The following is a 15946-nucleotide window of genomic DNA, read 5'->3' on the forward strand; positions in this document are numbered from 1 at the left end:
CTTATATACACCGATCTAATCAAATTAAATCTAACTAAATCAATATAAATGTGTGGAGAATATCGGAGTCGAACCGATGACCTCCTGCGTGCAAGGCAGGCGCTCTAGCCAGCTGAGCTAATCCCCCAAATAACCTCGTATAAATAATATTACGATTGTAGTCCCGCCCAGACTTGAACTGGGGACCTCTACATTATCAGTGTAGCGCTCTAACCAGCTGAGCTACGGGACTATGTCTAAAACATAACCACCTTAGTTTTTCAGCCTAACGCTATCCACTTTGGTTATGTGGGTATATAAGGTTTTTTGATATGACAAGAAAAAACAACCTAATCTCGTCGATTTTCTTTAACCGTTCTTGTCGGCTCCAGAAAGGAGGTGTTCCAGCCACACCTTCCGGTACGGCTACCTTGTTACGACTTAACCCCAGTCACTAGTTTTACCCTAGGCCGCTCCTTTCGGTAACAGACTTCAGGCACCCCCAGCTTCCATGGTTTGACGGGCGGTGTGTACAAGGCCCGGGAACGTATTCACCGCGCCATGGCTGATGCGCGATTACTAGCGAATCCAGCTTCACGGAGTCGAGTTGCAGACTCCGATCCGAACTGAGACCAGTTTTAGAGATTAGCATCCTGTCGCCAGGTAGCTGCCCTTTGTACTGACCATTGTAACACGTGTGTAGCCCTGGACATAAGGGCCGTGCTGATTTGACGTCATCCCCACCTTCCTCTCACCTTACGGTGGCAGTCTCTCTAGAGTCCTCAGCTTAACCTGTTAGCAACTAAAGATAGGGGTTGCGCTCGTTATGGGACTTAACCCGACACCTCACGGCACGAGCTGACGACAACCATGCAGCACCTTGTACGTCGTCCGAAGAAAAGTCTATCTCTAGACCGATCGCCGTACATTTAAGCCCAGGTAAGGTTCCTCGCGTATCATCGAATTAAACCACATGTTCCTCCGCTTGTGCGGGCCCCCGTCAATTCCTTTGAGTTTCAATCTTGCGATCGTACTCCCCAGGTGGATTACTTAAAACTTTCGCTTAGCCACTGACTGTGTATCGCCAACAGCGAGTAATCATCGTTTACGGCGTGGACTACCAGGGTATCTAATCCTGTTCGCTCCCCACGCTTTCGTACATCAGCGTCAGTTATACCTTAGTAAGCTGCCTTCGCAATCGGTGTTCTGAGTAATATCTAAGCATTTCACCGCTACACTACTCATTCCGCCTACCTCAAGTATACTCAAGTAATACAGTTTCAATGGCAGTTCTACAGTTGAGCTGCAGGATTTCACCACTGACTTATATTACCGCCTACGTACCCTTTAAACCCAATAAATCCGGATAACGCTTACACCCTCCGTATTACCGCGGCTGCTGGCACGGAGTTAGCCGGTGTTTATTCATATGCTACCTTCAGCTACTTTCACGAAAGTAGGTTTATTTGCATATAAAAGAAGTTTACAACCCATAGGGCAGTCATCCTTCACGCGGGATGGCTGGTTCAGACTTGCGTCCATTGACCAATATTCCTCACTGCTGCCTCCCGTAGGAGTCTGGTCCGTGTCTCAGTACCAGTGTGGGGGATCATCCTCTCAGAACCCCTAGACATCGTAGCCTTGGTAAGCCGTTACCTTACCAACTAGCTAATGTCACGCATGTTCATCTTGTACCGCCGGAGCTTTAATCACCAAGTCATGCGACTCGGCAATACTATGGGGCATTAATCCAAATTTCTCTGGGCTATTCCCCTGTACAAGGCAGATTACATACGCGTTACTCACCCGTGCGCCGGTCGTCGTCTAGTAGCAAGCTACTTCCGTTACCCCTCGACTTGCATGTGTTAGGCCTCCCGCTAGCGTTCATCCTGAGCCAGGATCAAACTCTTCGTTGTATAAAAAGTTAATTAATTTAGCTCAACAAAAACTCAAAAATCTATTAGATTGACGGTTGCTTTTTTGTACTTGTCATTATCAAAAAAAATCTTCAAAGAACTTTGTATCTTATTCATCCATCGTCGCCGTTGCGCCGATGTTTTTGCGGTTGCAAAGATAAACGATTTTATCTTTAAACTCCAAATGTTTTCTTAAATAATTTCTCAACTTAATTGAGACTTAAAAAACACTCTTCAAAACCGTCTAAGAACTCGCTATCGTTTTTCTCGAAAGCGTTGCAAAGAAAGGGCTTTTTATCCCATACTTCCAAATAAAATACGAATAATATATTTCAATACAATCCAAACAATAACGCTATAGGGTTAGTCTAAAACATGTTATATAGCACAGAAAAATACCATTTTATTATTCTATTCATCATTAAACGTTATTCATCCGACATCATCGACCCATGTTACTAATGAGAATTGATATAAAACCTCTACATAAATTCTGACCAAAGCCCAATAAAGCAGTTCATATTGGACAATAAAATAAACTAAAGAAAGATTTCACAACAATATATTTAAATAAAATAGAGACCACACAGACATTTGACTATGGACTAAAAGCTACCAACCTCGGATCTTCCCCTGACTTAACCCGACCCTAATATATCCTTAATACGTCCTTAATACGCCCTTTGTCCATGGTTTAGCCATGATTCGTCCATGATTCGTCCATGATTCGTCCATGGTTTAGCCATGATTCGTCCATGGTTTGTCCATCGATTTCGGGGGTTTGGATGGCTGAACCATGGATCAATGATGGACGAATCACGGACAAAGGGCGTATTAAGGACGGGTTAAAGACGGATTAGGGGTGGATTAAGTCCGAGGTTGGTAGCTTTTAAGGCATAGTTAGGTAGGGAATCGATGGAGAGAAGGTGGAAAATAACGTTTTTTTTATTGTAGGGAAAGACAACTTACATCCCACGACAAGGCAAAGAAGAGACGAGAGTATATATGTATGCTGAAATTTTATGGTGGAAAATAGAGATCAAGGTAGTGTAAATTCAACTCTGTCTAGATCCATAAAAAAACCTAGAGATAACAGGTATCCCTAGGTCTTGTTGGTAAAAATATACCGATGTCATATTCACTTAAAGAGAGACTCTAGGTGGAGCCGACATCGAGAAAAGATCTATCAAAATTTTATATAACAAGGACTTGCACCCTTGCTACTTGTTTATCGATCCTTTATTAAATCTCTTAGACATTATCTGAAATTCATCAATAACTATAGCCTACACGCTTCTCTATCTAAAGAGAGACAGTGGTCTTTCGCATTCTTTACAAGAAAGTGAAGACGATTAAACATGTTGGCTTGAGAAACCCCACCATCTAGATCTAAGAATAGAAGGTTCATATCTGGGTATAGTTTCATTACTCGGTTTTCAATACCCTTAGATATAATATGGTTTGCTATACAACCGAAAGGTTGCAGACTCACCACATGATTTACTTTGGTCTTCGCGAAAAAAGAGTATTCAGCAGGGATAAGCCAACCTTCACCAAACTGTGCGGCCAAACTTACCATCTTTGAAGCCTCAACACCTTCTTGGTGGATGTCAGTAAACGGAATAAAGTAAGGAAAAGCATCACACGCCTTGTTAAACTTCTTAATTCGATTGTTCAGCAGGTGATTGACTCCATTTGTAAATAGTCTATTCCAAAGACTTGATTTCGTTTCAAGGTGGTTATTCTCATTGAATTTCTTGTTCACAAAGTATTGTGTCATGAAATCTAATACTGGAGGAACAACAACCTCCACACCATGGTCGACCATCCATTGTACAACGTGAAAGTTGTTTTGGTCGTTATACTTCACATATATTTCACCAACAACTCCTATGGATGGTACATCTTTATTAAGTTCGACAACAGATGCAAACTCAGATGAGGCTTGTTTCAGGAGCTCCGTTGCATCTGAAGTTTTGGCCGTAGTAAGCTTGCTTTTCCATATCTGTATATATTTCTCACGTAATTCAAGGCATATGCCTTTTTTCGTCTCCCTTGGAGCTGCACTATAGTATAGCTTGGCCAGAGAGTCGGCAAACAACATCGTATTTAGAATTACTCCTGTATACTTCTTCATTTCGAATTCGAAACCTGGCTGCTCATGTCCAATCACCTCGTCGCTTGTCAATGATACCAATGGTACATCGAGGTAACCAGCACTACGCAATGCTTTTTTAATTAGTCCTAAGTAGTTTGTCGCACGACATTGACCACCGGTCTGTGTCATTACGAAAGCCACTTGACTCAGGTCGTAATCACCAGATTGCACTGCTTTTATGATGTCGCCAACGATTACAGTAGCAGGAAAACAGACCTCATTATTCGCATACTTAAGTCCTAACTCTTGAGAAACTTTATCGCTAGGAGGCAGACTATCCACCTCGTAACCTGCTAAAGCAAAAAGCTCAGGAAAGAAAGGGGAATAGAAAGGAGAGAAGTAAGGTAGTAATAGCTTTCTCTTTTGATCCTCTTTTTCGAAACTCTTCAGTTTCTCCACTGGAGTGATGTTAACTTTGTCGTCATCGGCAGACTTCAATTTGATACTTTCAATCAAAGATCTTACACGAAGGTTCAATGAGCCAATATTTGTAACATCATCTAGTTTCAACAACGTCAAGTTCTTGTCCCCGCTTTTTAGGATCTCTTGCAACTCATCAATAATAAAAGCATCAGGACCACAACCGAAAGAAGATAGTTGAATGACTTGAACTTTCTGTCCTTGTCGTTTAGCCCAATGTGCTGCTTTTATAATGTTGTTCACATATGCCCATTGCAGTACCATCTCTTGGTTGTCATCGTAATGAGAATCTTCGAAACGAACGATATCTTCAGTCACCACATCGACACCATATCCTGTAATACATTTAGAGATGGTGTGTTGAATTAATGGATCATGGTGATAAGGACGCCCAACAAGAAGCACGACCATTCGGTCTTCTTGTTTTGCATTATCATAAATCCTGACGTTCTCATCCTTTAACTTCTGCCTAAAATCATGTTGCGCTCCATTGGCTTTTACGATAGCCTTACGGATCTCTGATTTAGATACAGAAACTTGCCCTAAAGAGTCGATATATTCAGATAGAGCATTAACCAAAAGCTTCTCATCTTTAAAAGAGATAGGTGGAGCATCGACCTCTATCTTATCTCCAAAGACACTTTTTATAACATCAGAATATCCAGATACTACAGGACAGTTAAAGCTATTGGTCGTTTTTTCAGAGTCTTTTTGCTCATAAATTACATAAGGGAAGAAAAGTCGATCGACCTTTTTATCTATCAGGTCCTGCACATGACTATGTACTAGTTTTGCAGGAAAACAGATATTATCTGACATAATGGTCGATGTCACTTTCTCATAATCGGACATCTTTGATGGATCCGATAGAGTAACCTCGAAACCTAATTGAGTGAAGAAAGTATTCCAAAATGGAAAGTTCTCAAACATGTTTAATACTCGAGGGATACCAATTTTTGGTGCGTCATTGTTGGAGACAGCTTGGTCTGCTTGTTTAAATACTTCGTTGTATCTAAACTCGCTTGCATTCTGTCCATATTCCACTTTCACACCACTGTTTGTGAAAATTTTCTCACATTTATTACCAGAATAGAACTTCTCTTTGTTATCGAATTGATATTGCTGTACTTCACACAGGTTCTCACATCCTTTACAATGAAGATCTTTGGTTTTATACTCAGGCTTATGCTCTAAGAAAGCAACACCTCGTTGTTCTTTTTCGGTAGTCTTACGAGCATTTTGTGCAGCATATAATGCAGCACCAAGTGCACCCATCAACTCTGGCATGTCTGTAAATGTCACAGGCTTTTCCACTAAATCCTCCATGGCTTTCACCACAGATAGATTCTTAAAGGTACCACCTTGGACTGAAATATGTTGACCAAGGTCATCTACATTTTTCAGTTTCAACACCTTAAAAAGCATATTCTTAATGACAGAATAGGATAATCCTGCGGCGATATCCCCAGGTTGTGCTTTTGCACGAAGTGATTGTTTCACTTTCGAGTTCATAAACACAGTACATCTTGTTCCAAGATCGCAAGGATTGTTGGATTGACAAGCTAGTGATGCAAATTCACTAGGGGCGTAGTTCATGGATGATGCAAACCCTTCAATGAAAGAGCCACAGCCAGAAGAACAAGCTTCGTTTACTTCGAGTCTAGTAATCGCCCCTTTATCCACGAAGATTGCTTTCATGTCTTGTCCGCCAATATCAAGAATAAATGAGACATTCGGGTTGTATTTCATTGCTCCCATGTAGTGGGCAATGGTTTCAACAATACCAAAATCAAATTTATACGCCTTACGTATCAGGTCTTCACCATATCCTGTAACACAAGAACCTTTTATCGCAATATCGATTCCAGCTTTCACGACTTCCTCTGCACATTTCTTTAATCCAATGTGGAGTGCGTTTAAAGGATCGCCATTATTCTTTTGGTAGTAGCGAAATAGGAGTTTCTCATTCTCGTCAATAAGGACAATCTTTGTTGTCGTAGATCCTGAGTCGACTCCGATGAAACAGTTCTGTGAAGGAAGCGTTTCAAACTTGTTTGTCTGAACAAAGTTAGCTTGTTTCTCTTTTTTCCATTTCTCAAACTGTTCGTCATTTTTAAATAATGGAGGTAAATCAGAGACCTCTTGATTGATATTTGCAGTTCTCTCCTCTACAAGAGTGATCAAATCACTTATTATAATCTCTTTTCTTTCCACATCATTCACTAATGCACAGCCTAGAGCTGGGATTAATGATGAAAAATCAGGAACAATCACATCCTCTTCGTTCACACGCAAAGTTTCGATTAGCGCTTTACGAAGAAAAGGGATAAAAGAGAAAGGTCCACCACAGAGTAGCATTTGAGGTTTCAAATCCAATCCTCTTACCAACGTTGTTACTGTTTGGTTTGCTAGGGCAAAGAATATTGATGCAGCAATATCCTCTTTTGCAACCTTCTTACTAAGCAAGTTCTGGATATCAGTTTTTGCAAACACACCACAACGAGAAGAGATCGGAAATCTTTTTTTATATCGAAAAGCCATGTCGTTTAGCTCATCTACCGTCACTCCTAGCAACACTGCCATTTGATCAATAAAAGCACCGGTACCCCCAGCACAGCTACCATTCATACGCATAATGGGTGCTTTATTGTTCTCGAAGACAATCAATTTTGCATCTTCACCCCCCATATCAAAGAGGGTAGATACTGATGGGAATTTATGCTTTATCACCTCGGAAGCAGAAACAACCTCCTGTAAAAATGGGATATCACAATCTTCGGACAACCCCATTCCTACAGAACCTGTGATGACTAACGATACCGTTGGATTTTGCAAAGACTCATTAACTTCTGCTAATAAACTAACTAAGGCCTCATGAATCCCAATATGGTGCCTACGATAACTCGAAAAGATAATCTCATTTTGATCATCTACACATACCGCTTTAATTGTTGTTGACCCCATATCAACACCCATCTTAACTGGCTTGTTAATTTGCATTATGCCCCTCCTTTTCATTCAAAAAATAGTTAAACATCTCCCTTATTAGAATTTTATTTCGTTCCATATTAGAGACCAAATACTCTTCAATCGTAATCTCTTTATCATTTAATATTAGTAGTACCGTAGGTGAAAATATTACAGGAGTTAGAATAACTCCAAGCGCATCGATAACAAAGCTGGCCAAATCGAACTCTTTAACTCTATCCTTTCCGAACTGCATTTCGGTAACCTCTTGGAGTCTACCTAGTACATTAAATTCGATAAATCTTTCTCTTAAGACAGTTGCGATATTACGATGGTTTCTCTCCACCTCCGTAATAATGAAGAAAGGATATTCAGGGCGTTCAATAAGCATTTTGGTATACTCTTCCACCCAATGATCAATAATCTCGTAGATATTATTGCTTCCGATAAAAACGGAGCCTAACCTAGGAACAAATTTGTTTATCATTCCATCAAGAAGCCGGCTATAGAGACGATCTTTCGTTCTGAAATAATAGTTCAAGGAAGTTCTAGATATCCCCACCTCTTTGGCTATCATATTCATTGTTGCAGACTTAAAGCCGTTGTTTATAAAAACACGTTCAGCAGCAATTAAAATTTCATCCTCAATATTTTTATCTAGTTCCATAACAAACACTCCTGTTTGACATATACGTCAAAAGTATATTTTTAAGACATAATATTCATATTTTTTTCAATAAACAAGACTCCTCACATTACAAAACAACGTTTATTTAACAATAAGTGTCAATAAATAGAGGAATATCTAAAGCATAAATTGGACTCTATGAGATGACAAGAACCCTCTGAAAATGAAATATTAACCTACAAAACTATATAGGTTGTAATATTTTTTCTAGCTTTGCAAATTCAAAAATGTAAACTACATATACCATTAGATAGAAAATGATAACAGTTTCGGATTTATCCATACAATTTGGAAAGAAGCCTCTTTTTCAAGATGTAAACTTAAAGTTTCTACCAGGAAACTGCTACGGCGTAATTGGAGCAAACGGTGCAGGAAAATCAACATTTCTTAAGCTACTTTCAGGAGATCTAGATTCAACAAAAGGACATGTCTCGTTAGAACCAGGAGAGCGTCTTTCTGTACTTAAGCAGGATCACCACGAGTTTGACCAATATACTGTTCTTAATACTGTTATGATAGGCCACAAAGAGATGTGGGATGTCATGTCAGAGAAGGATGCTTTATATATGAAAGAAGATTTCAGTGAAGCGGATGGTATGAAAGCAGCAGAGCTTGAAGACCGTTTTGCTGAGATGGACGGATGGAATGCTGAAAGTGATGCTGCTGCGTTACTTAGCGGGCTAGGTATCAAAGAAGATAGTCATCAAAAGCTTATGCAAGATATGGACCCTAAAATGAAGGTCCGTGTACTTCTAGCACAGGCATTATTTGGTAATCCAGACAACCTTCTACTAGATGAGCCTACCAATGATCTTGACCTTGAGACTGTTGGTTGGTTAGAGAACTTTCTTGCGAACTTTGAGAACACAGTAATCTTAGTATCTCACGACCGTCACTTCTTGGATAGTGTATGTACTAATATTGTAGACATTGACTTCGGTAAAGTTAAATCATACGGAGGTAACTACTCTTTCTGGTACCATTCAAGTCAACTTGCTGCTAAGCAACAAGCACAGCAGAACAAGAAGATGGAAGAGAAGAAAAAAGAGCTTCAAGAGTTTATCTCTAGATTTTCAGCCAATGTGGCAAAGTCTAAACAGACAACGAGCCGTAAGAAGATGATCGAGAAGCTTAATATCGAAGATATTGATCCATCTACGCGTCGCTATCCTGGTATTATTTTCCAACCTGAAAGAGAAGTTGGTAATAATATTCTTTCAGTTAATGGGTTGACAAAGCATGTTGACGGTGACCTTCTTTTTAAAGATATGTCATTCACCATTGAAAAAGGGGAGAAAGTCGTGTTCTTATCAAGAGATTCACGTGCGATGACTGCATTCTTTGATATTATCAATAACGAAGCAGAAGCAGAGAGCGGAGATGTTGAATGGGGTGTAACAACAACTAAAGGTTATTTACCACTTGACAACACTAAGTTCTTTGATAATGATAACATCGTATTTGATTGGTTGTCAGATTACACTGACAACACTGAGGATTCTTTCATTAGAGGTTTCTTAGGCAAGATGTTGTTCACAGGAGACGATATTGAGAAGAAAGTAAAAGTGCTATCAGGAGGAGAGAAAGTGAGATGTATGCTTTCTAAACTTATGATGGGTAATCCAAATGTTGTGGTTCTTGATAACCCAACAAACCACTTGGACCTTGAGTCAATTCAAGCGTTTAACAACGGGTTGATTTCTTTCCCAGGTATTGTTTTGATGTCATCACATGACCACGAATTTATTCAGACAGTATGTAACCGCATTATCGAGATTACACCTAACGGTATTATCGACAAGTTAATGGATTATGACGATTACATTGTTGACAGTAAGATTCAAGCACTACGCGAGAAGATGTACTCTGGAGAATAGTGATATAAAAATAGATAGAGTTGTTCAATATGAGCAACTCTATTTATCTAACTTCTTTGCCAAACGAATATGAATAAGAATACGCTTATTGTCTTCCAAACCAATTATGGATTTTCTGAAAAGGTAGCGAACTTTATTGCAGACACAATAAAGCACACGAACACTAAAATAGATGTTTGTGATGTCGAAGATGCTGCCCATATGGTTTTTTTTACATACCAGCATATATTCATTGTAACTCCGATAAAGTATGGCAGTTATTCTAGAAGTATGCTACAGTTCTTAAAGCAATTCTCGCATATCTCACCAACACATCACGTCTCTGTTATCTCTATTGATCTAGTATCAAGAAAAGAGGGGCGTAACACACTTGAAACGAATAAGCAAGTTAAGAAGATGTGGGATAAAATTGGATGGTACCCACAATCACTTACGCTGATCGCAGGAGAACTTAATTACAATAAATACAACTTCATTGAGAAAAGGTTGATGCAGATGTTGATGACCATAATGAAAGGACCAACATCATTGACTACATCGGAAAACTATACCGACTGGGAATATCTACGAAGAAGTGTACTAAATGATCTAGAAAAGTAGATCTATATTCTGTGGTGGGTTAGCCAAAACGACTATAGTTCCATTATCCACCAAAGGACGCTGAAGTAATTTCGGTTCTTGTACCATCTGTTCCAACCAAGCTTCAGAAGAGAATACTTTCCCTTTAAGGTTCTCTTTGTAGAATTTCTCCTGTGTACGAACCAAGTCCATGATATCTCCATCATATCGACTCCATAAGTCGCGAAGTAGTTCAATCGTTAATCCCGTTTTTAGATACTCTACGATCTCGAAGTCATCACACTTTGATGACAAATAAGCTAGACCCTCTCTCGATTTCTTACACCTTGGGTTATGATAAATTTTCATTATATATTTCTTGTTTGTAAATATTCATATAACTTATCTTGACTCCGAACAATCTCTTCTCCTTTGTTGATATAGATATTACGATAGCCGCGTCCATTCTCTCTTGCTTTTACATTATCATTAAGCTGTATATGAAGATAATCCATAAGCTCCTGCTTTAATACTGGATCATAAATAGGACAAGCGACCTCGACTCTTCGATCAAGATTACGAGGCATTAAGTCTGCAGAAGTAATAAACATTTCATGATCTCCACTATTCTCAAAGAACCATATTCTTGAATGCTCAAGAAATTTATCCACGATACTTACCGTACGAATATTTTCACTCATTCCTTTGACTCCCGGGACTAACACACATATTCCTCGAATAATCAAATCAATCTTAACTCCTAAACAGCTTGCCTCATAGAGTTTATCAACAACACGCCTATCCACCAAACTATTCATCTTTAGAATAATACGAGAATTTAATCCATTTTTAGCATTCAGAATTTCTCTGTCAATTTTTTCATTTAAGCAATCTCTTAGATAAAATGGGGATACAACCAACGCTTTATAGCTATAATGCATATAATTGTGCTTAAAGAAGCGGAATAGGTTCTCTAAATCTGAAGTTATTACACTATTGGAAGTAAATAATCCGATATCAGAATAGATTCGTGCAGTAGATTCATTATGGTTACCAGTACCCACATAACCATAATTTACATATTCTCCATTTTCTTTTCTTTGAACCCATAAAAGCTTAGAGTGGACTTTTAATCCAGACACCCCACTAATAACATGTACTCCTGCCTCTTGTAAAACATTAGACCAATAGATATTTGCCTTTTCATCAAAACGAGCCTGTAGCTCCATTAAAACAGTCACATTCTTTCCATTTTGGGCAGCATTAATAAGCGCATTTATCACTTTCGAATCTTTGGCTACCCTATAAATAGTAACCCCAATATGAATTACTTTAGGATCAATGGCTACCTCTCTAAGAAAGTCGATAAGATGATTGAAACTTTGATATGGATAATGCAGAATGATGTCTCGTTTTTTTATCGCCTTAATCACACTCCTTTTCTTCTTTAAGACAGGATGTTCTAATGGGATAATCGGTTGATAGTAGTCACTATGGTTTCCCACTTGGGGGAAAGACATAAAATCACCACGGTTGTGGTATCTCCCACCAGGAACAATGTTCTCAATATCGATCTTCATCATTCGGATTATAAAACGAAATAGGTCTCTTGACATCTCACGATCATAAATAATTCGAACAGGGCTAGCCTTCTTTCTTTTCTTAAGGCTCTCCTCCATCTTTTGTATCAAAGTTGTAGAGATATCATCATCCAAATCAATTTCAGCATCACGAGTAACCTTAATGCTATAAGCAGTTGCTTTCTCGTAACTAAATATGTGGAATAGATCTTCTAAACAAAATCGAATTACATCATCTAGAATGATAATATTACATGAACCATCTTCCGAAGGAAGCTCTATAAAACGAGGTACAGCATCAGAAGGAATTCTCACTAGTGCATAATAAGGTTCCACCTTTTTATTCTCTAAGACCACTGCAAGATATATTGCCCCATCACTCAGCTCCGGAAATTGGGAAAGTTGATTCAACATTATAGGGACTAAAGAGGGAAGTACCGTCTTATAAAAGTACTGTTTCACAAACTCACCTTGGACTTCTGACAACTGGCATTCGTTAACAACTTTAATGCCTTGTTGACTCATCTCTTTTTGAAGGCTCTCATAGATATTCTTAAAATAAAGTTGCTGCTCGTTAACAGTATCCATTATCTGTTCTAGAAGCTCTTCTGGAGAGAAAAAATCAGTTCCTTCAGGGGTGTAGACACCATGTTTTACCATCCGTTTAACAGAGGCTACTCTAACACTAAAAAACTCATCTAGGTTGTTTGAAAAGATTCCAAGAAAACGTAACCTCTCCAATAAGGGAACAGACGGATCATCTGCTTCCTGCAATACACGTCCATTAAAGGACAACCAACTTAATTCCCTATTATTATATCGCCTTAATAAATCCATCTTCAAGATATTTAGAGCAAATATTTTTATAAAAAAATCCCCCAAGAAGTACTCACACCTATACTATCTTCATTGGAATTTTCAAGATAGCAAAAAAAACATCAATGGATGAATCTGAATTCATGTTATAAAAGTATTGGAGAGACCCAGTTAACATTTATTCATTAAAAACAGCCTAATTATAAAAAATGTAAATATAATCCGACCTTATTATAAATAAAGGTATCTTGTAGTAGAGATTGACCCATTATCCTGTTCTCTAGAACATAATAATGAATCAGTCTCTGGTTAATTAAAAACAGATACCACTTAAACATTACGCTCAAATACATGAATAAAAAAGTCATTCTATTTGATTTTGACGGGACCTTATTCAATACTCAAAAAGCATTTGAAGATTGTAGTAATCAACTCGCGATTAAATATCGATTCAAGATGCATGAAAGTTGGGACCAATTTCGGGATATGACCGCGAGTGAATTCTTTTCTAAGGTTCTTAAAATTTCATGGTTTCAGATGCCTTTCTTTATCTCCGATGCAAAAAAGTTATTTAGAGAAAAGATCCATAATGTTCAACCGTTTGAAGGTATTCCAGAGCTACTGAAAGAGCTTAGTAATTTCTACGAGCTTGGTATCATCACTAGCAATAGCGAATATACTGTCTCAGAGCTACTAAAGGAGTATGGTATGGATATATTTCAATACACCTGCTATGATGTTTCTATCTTTGCAAAAAAGGGTTCTATAAAAAAGACGATTAAGAAATATAACCTCGACTCTAAAGAGATTCTGTATGTTGGTGATGAGCATAGAGATGGAAAAGCCTGTAATGAAGCCAATATTCCATTTATTGCAGTCAGCTGGGGGTTTAATAGCAAACGTCTTCTTCAAACAATTAATCCTGAAGTCATCGTTGACAGCCCTGTTGAGCTGTTTGAATATCTACTTTTAAAAGATGCAGAGTGATCCAATTGGTCCCCCCACATCTCTGACAATCTTATTCTTGTTTTCCAGAAAACTCCATCAGGTAAGCTTTCACAAATCCATCGATATCGCCATCTAACACAGCTTGGACGTTTCCAGTCTCATGACTAGTACGAACGTCTTTCACCATTTTATATGGTTGCATCACATAGGATCTAATTTGTGATCCCCATTCGATCGCTTTCTTGTTGCTTTCAAGTTCTAACTCTTTTTCACGCCTTTTACGGATCTCCATCTCATACAACTGAGATTTCAACAAACGCATAGCGTTCTCTTTATTCTGAAGCTGTGAACGAGACTCTGTATTTTCAATGGTAATCCCAGTTGGTGCATGTCGTAGTCGAACTCCTGTCTCCACTTTGTTTACATTTTGTCCACCAGCACCACCAGATCGAAAAGTCTCCCATGTTATTTCACCTGGGTTAACTTCAATCTCGATAGTATCATCCACTAATGGAGATACAAAAACAGATGTAAATGATGTCTGCCTTTTACCTTGTGCATTGAATGGTGAAATTCGAACTAGTCGATGAACTCCATTCTCACTCTTAAGGTAACCATAAGCAAAATCACCTTCGATCTCAAGAGTTACACTCTTCACACCTGTATCTTCACCAGGCACATAAGAAGCTTCTCTTACTTTATACCCACTCTTCTCAGCATAGCGAATATACATCCTCATCAGCATTTCAGCCCAATCATTGGCTTCTGTACCGCCAGCGCCAGCATTAATCTTCAATACCGCTCCAAACTTATCCTCTTCTCGACGTAACATATTCTTTACCTCGAGAGATTCGATTGCGACTATCGTTGTATTGTATTGTTCTTGCACCTCTTCTTCTGTTGCATCACCAGCTTCATGAAACTCAAATAACACATCTAGGTCATCTTGAAGTCTATCGATACTTGCAAATGCTTCAGTCCATTGCTTGATCCCACGAATCAACTTCATTTGTTGTTCCGCTCTCTTTGAATCTTCCCAAAAACTAGGATCTTGAGTTTTCAACTCTTCTTCTTCTAATTGCATCAATCGGTGATCGATGTCAAAGATACCTCCTTAACGCATCACGACGACCACTTAAGGCTTTTATCTGATCTTTTATAACCATGATATGAATATTAAGTTTAATTCTTTCGCAAAGTTAGATAAGTCCAATCATAAAACCACTATTGTTGAATCAAATCTTAAAACCAAGACATAAAAAAAGCATCAATTAACTTGATGCTTTTTATGTCTTGATTATTTTATGCTCGTTGTGATCTAAACTTAAGATTCTCTTCTTCTCCAAAATCAACAATTAATTTCACTAGTTTAAGAATCATCTTATCAAACTTCTGAAATTCGGCTTCATTCACCCCCATCTCGTCAATCATAGATCTTCTATAATGAACAACTTGATCAAATTTATCTTCAAGTTGATCTACAATTACACCGTCTACTCCATTTATATGAAATACCTCTTTTACATCAACAATAGAGTGGTAAGAAGATAGTAATTTTCCTATAGAGGATATCCAATAAGGATAAATATGACTCCAAGTATTGTCAAATGTAAGCATCTTCATGAATTCGCATTTCGATTCACACTTGGAAAGTGTAGAACAAATCTTCTGATAGATCTGATTCAACTCATTGCATCTTGAAGTCAATATCTTTTCTGTTTGTGGTTTCTCTTTAAACATAAAAGACTTCATCACCTGATCCGTCTGCTCAATTTTTCCGACTAAGGTTGATAGCTCCTTAATACGTCCATCTCCTAATTCAAATCGTTGAAATCGTCCTAAAGACCTTCTTTCTTGAAGTCGAACCAAAATAACGTTGGCGCTTTCAATTAATGAATCAATGTTGTAACTAGTTCTTGCTAACATAGAAATACGTTTTTTTACTCCTTTATAATCCCAATTCTAAATATCGAATAGGGTGTATTTTATCAATTCCCATACCTATAAGTATCTCAATTCAACAAATAATTACACATTTA

Annotated in this window: 9 protein-coding genes, 2 tRNA genes and 1 rRNA gene; 3 read left to right on the plus strand and 9 right to left on the minus strand. The window is 38.3% G+C overall.

Annotated features, from left to right (window positions below; all coding sequences use genetic code 11):
• Positions 1 to 53 precede the first annotated feature (53 nt).
• The 5 genes from K5X82_10725 to K5X82_10745 all read right to left on the minus strand — a co-directional run bounded on the left by K5X82_10725 (position 54) and on the right by K5X82_10745 (position 8107).
• A tRNA-Ala gene (locus tag K5X82_10725) sits at positions 54 to 127 on the minus strand.
• 31 nt (positions 128 to 158) lie between these two features.
• Positions 159 to 232 (minus strand) — tRNA-Ile (locus K5X82_10730).
• Positions 233 to 371: 139 nt separating this feature from the next.
• Positions 372 to 1895, minus strand: a 16S ribosomal RNA gene (locus tag K5X82_10735).
• A gap of 1279 nt (positions 1896 to 3174) precedes the next feature.
• Positions 3175 to 7473, minus strand: a complete 4299-nt coding sequence (locus tag K5X82_10740; GenBank protein ID QZT35777.1) for an acyl-CoA dehydratase activase-related protein — start codon at positions 7471 to 7473, stop codon at positions 3175 to 3177.
• Positions 7463 to 8107 (minus strand): TetR/AcrR family transcriptional regulator, encoded by a 645-nt coding sequence (locus K5X82_10745; GenBank protein ID QZT35778.1) that lies wholly within the window; start codon positions 8105 to 8107, stop codon positions 7463 to 7465. The genes K5X82_10740 and K5X82_10745 overlap by 11 nt, the downstream gene beginning before the upstream one ends.
• A gap of 278 nt (positions 8108 to 8385) precedes the next feature.
• Between K5X82_10745 and K5X82_10750 the strand changes: the two genes are divergently transcribed.
• Together K5X82_10750 and K5X82_10755 are read left to right on the plus strand one after the other, a co-directional pair.
• On the plus strand, positions 8386 to 10005 hold the full coding sequence (locus tag K5X82_10750; protein ID QZT35779.1) for an ATP-binding cassette domain-containing protein: 1620 nt from the start codon (positions 8386 to 8388) through the stop codon (positions 10003 to 10005).
• 69 nt (positions 10006 to 10074) lie between these two features.
• Positions 10075 to 10605 carry a hypothetical protein gene (locus K5X82_10755; protein QZT35780.1) on the plus strand — a complete coding sequence of 177 codons (531 nt, stop codon included), beginning with the start codon at positions 10075 to 10077 and terminating at the stop codon, positions 10603 to 10605.
• Here K5X82_10755 and K5X82_10760 read toward each other — a convergent pair.
• Positions 10594 to 10932 (minus strand): hypothetical protein, encoded by a 339-nt coding sequence (locus K5X82_10760; protein QZT35781.1) that lies wholly within the window; start codon positions 10930 to 10932, stop codon positions 10594 to 10596. The two genes, K5X82_10755 and K5X82_10760, sit on opposite strands and share 12 nt — an antisense overlap.
• Entirely contained in the window at positions 10932 to 12980 is a 2049-nt protein-coding gene (gene ppk1 / locus K5X82_10765) for a polyphosphate kinase 1 (GenBank protein ID QZT35782.1), read from the minus strand. Before ppk1 ends, K5X82_10760 begins: the two co-directional genes overlap by 1 nt.
• A 330-nt stretch (positions 12981 to 13310) precedes the next feature.
• Here ppk1 and K5X82_10770 point away from each other — a divergent pair, with 330 nt between their 5' ends.
• Complete coding sequence (locus tag K5X82_10770) at positions 13311 to 13946, plus strand: HAD-IA family hydrolase (protein QZT35783.1); 636 nt, start codon at positions 13311 to 13313, stop codon at positions 13944 to 13946.
• Positions 13947 to 13977: 31 nt separating this feature from the next.
• On the opposite strand, the gene prfB is transcribed toward K5X82_10770, so the two are convergent.
• Positions 13978 to 15073, minus strand: a protein-coding gene (prfB, locus tag K5X82_10775) for a peptide chain release factor 2 (protein QZT35784.1) whose coding sequence is annotated in 2 segments (ribosomal slippage) — positions 13978 to 15009 and positions 15011 to 15073 — 1095 coding nt in all. Because the reading frame shifts where the segments join, the coding sequence is not laid out codon by codon here.
• Between the two features lie 136 nt (positions 15074 to 15209).
• Entirely contained in the window at positions 15210 to 15833 is a 624-nt protein-coding gene (locus K5X82_10780) for a hypothetical protein (GenBank protein QZT35785.1), read from the minus strand.
• Positions 15834 to 15946: the final 113 nt, after the last annotated feature.

The sequence above is a fragment of the Prolixibacteraceae bacterium genome (assembly GCA_019856515.1).
GTDB classification, from domain to species: Bacteria; Bacteroidota; Bacteroidia; order Bacteroidales; family Prolixibacteraceae; genus Halosquirtibacter; species Halosquirtibacter xylanolyticus.